This window comes from Acinetobacter sp. V2, from assembly GCF_001188385.1.
GTDB lineage: Bacteria > Pseudomonadota > Gammaproteobacteria > Pseudomonadales > Moraxellaceae > Acinetobacter > Acinetobacter oleivorans.
In genome coordinates this window covers 4671-6754 of record NZ_JZFB01000008.1, presented here as the reverse complement: position 1 = coordinate 6754, position 2084 = coordinate 4671, and the positions used below count along the sequence as shown (strand labels likewise).

General features: G+C 41.4%; 2 protein-coding genes. Both read left to right on the top strand.

What is annotated here, in order from left to right:
* The coding region (locus UC75_RS17005; RefSeq protein ID WP_228137465.1) for a type II secretion system protein N at positions 1 to 712 on the top strand (712 nt) is incomplete at its 5' end.
* A gap of 41 nt (positions 713 to 753) precedes the next feature.
* Positions 754 to 2084, top strand: a 1331-nt coding sequence (locus UC75_RS22230; RefSeq protein WP_322842911.1) for a secretin N-terminal domain-containing protein, incomplete at its 3' end; no start/stop codon positions are given.

Here is a 2084-nt window from a genome sequence, read left to right as displayed (position 1 = left end):
GATTGCACCTCCTCAAATGATGCAGTTTGATCGGGTAGAGTTAGGATCACAGCAACCACAAATTCCTAACATTAGTACTTTTTCGCTTTTTAATGAACCTTCAGCCAATGCAGCTCAGGAAAATGTCAACCTAGAATTACAAGGTGTGATGCTGGGTTATCCGAACCGTTTTTCTTCGGCTGTTATTAAGCTTGATAATACTGCTGACCGGTATCGGGTGGGAGAAACAATAGGTTCTACCTCTTATCAGTTGGCAGAAGTTTATTGGGATCACGTAATATTACGTCAAGGTAATGGAAGTACGCGTGAGCTTCAGTTTAAAGGTTTGCCAAACGGTTTATATCAACCTATGACGCCAGATGCCTCACAACCAACTGCGACTGCGCCTCAGTCATCGGCACCTATTAATACGACTCAAGAGGCGTTAGGACAGGCTATTCAGCAAATGCAGGGGAACCGTGAACAATATCTACGTGATATGGGTGTAAGCGGGAACTCAAGTGAAGGTTTTGAAGTTACAGAACGTACACCCACTGCGCTTAGAAATAAGTTAGGTTTAAGGCCGGGTGACCGAATTGTTTCTTTAAACGGTCAAACGGTTGGGCAAGGACAAACGGATGTGCAGTTACTTGAACAGGCTCGTCGAGCTGGGCAAGTGAAATTAGAAATAAAACGTGGTGATCAAGTGATGACCATACAACAAAATTTTTAGTGATAACACGTCACCATAAGAGTTAGGAATTATCGCAAGTTATGGCTTTATTGAATCATCAACGTCCACTTTGGGCATTACTTGCAGCAGCCCCATTGATTGCGACAGTGAGCAGCAGCGTCTATGCCCAGACATGGAAGATCAATTTACGTGATGCTGACTTAACTGCATTTATTAATGAAGTTGCAGACATTACGGGGAAAAACTTTGCAGTAGATCCGCGAGTGCGTGGCAATGTCACAGTAATATCGAATAAACCCCTTAATAAAGATGAAGTTTATGATCTATTTCTTGGGGTTTTAAATGTAAATGGGGTGGTGGCAATTCCTTCAGGGAACACCATCAAACTTGTGCCAGATAGTAATGTTAAGAATTCGGGAATTCCTTACGATTCTAGAAATAGACTGCGTGGTGATCAAATCGTCACTCGAGTCATTTGGCTTGAAAATACAAATCCAAATGATTTAATTCCAGCACTTCGCCCTTTAATGCCACAATTTGCACATATGGCTGCGATAGCAGGCACTAATGCGCTGATTGTTTCGGACCGAGCTGCAAATATCTACCAACTTGAAAATATCATTCGTAATCTAGATGGTACAGGCCAAAATGATATTGAGGCAATAAGTCTTCAATCGAGCCAAGCGGAAGAAATCATTACTCAACTTGAGGCGATGAGCGCTACGGGGGCATCTAAAGATTTTAACGGAGCCCGTATCCGTATTATTGCAGACAACCGAACAAATCGTATTTTAGTAAAGGGCGACCCTGAAACACGTAAACGTATTCGCCACATGATCGAAATGCTGGATGTACCTTCAGCAGATCGCTTAGGCGGGTTAAAAGTTTTTCGATTAAAATATGCTAGTGCAAAAAACTTATCTGAGATTTTACAAGGCCTCGTAACAGGACAAGCTGTTTCTTCGTCAAATAGCAATAATTCTTCTAACTCATCGAATCCGATCAATAATTTGATGGGTAATAACCAAAATTCCAGTTCAAATACCTCTGGTTCAAATGGTAGTTCAATTTCTACGCCATCTATTAACCTAAATGGTAATTCAAATAATAGTAATCAGAACAGTATCTCTAGCTTTAGCCAAAATGGTGTGAGCATTATTGCGGATAATGCCCAAAACTCGTTAGTGGTTAAGGCCGATCCTCAATTAATGCGCGAAATTGAATCTGCTATTCAGCAGCTTGATGTTCGACGTCAGCAAGTTCTGATTGAAGCTGCAATTATTGAAGTTTCAGGGGATGATGCGGATCAACTTGGAATCCAATGGGCGCTAGGCGATTTATCTAGTGGGATTGGTTTGCTTAGCTTTAGTAATGTTGGTGCTAGTTTATCTTCTATTGCTGCTGGTTATTT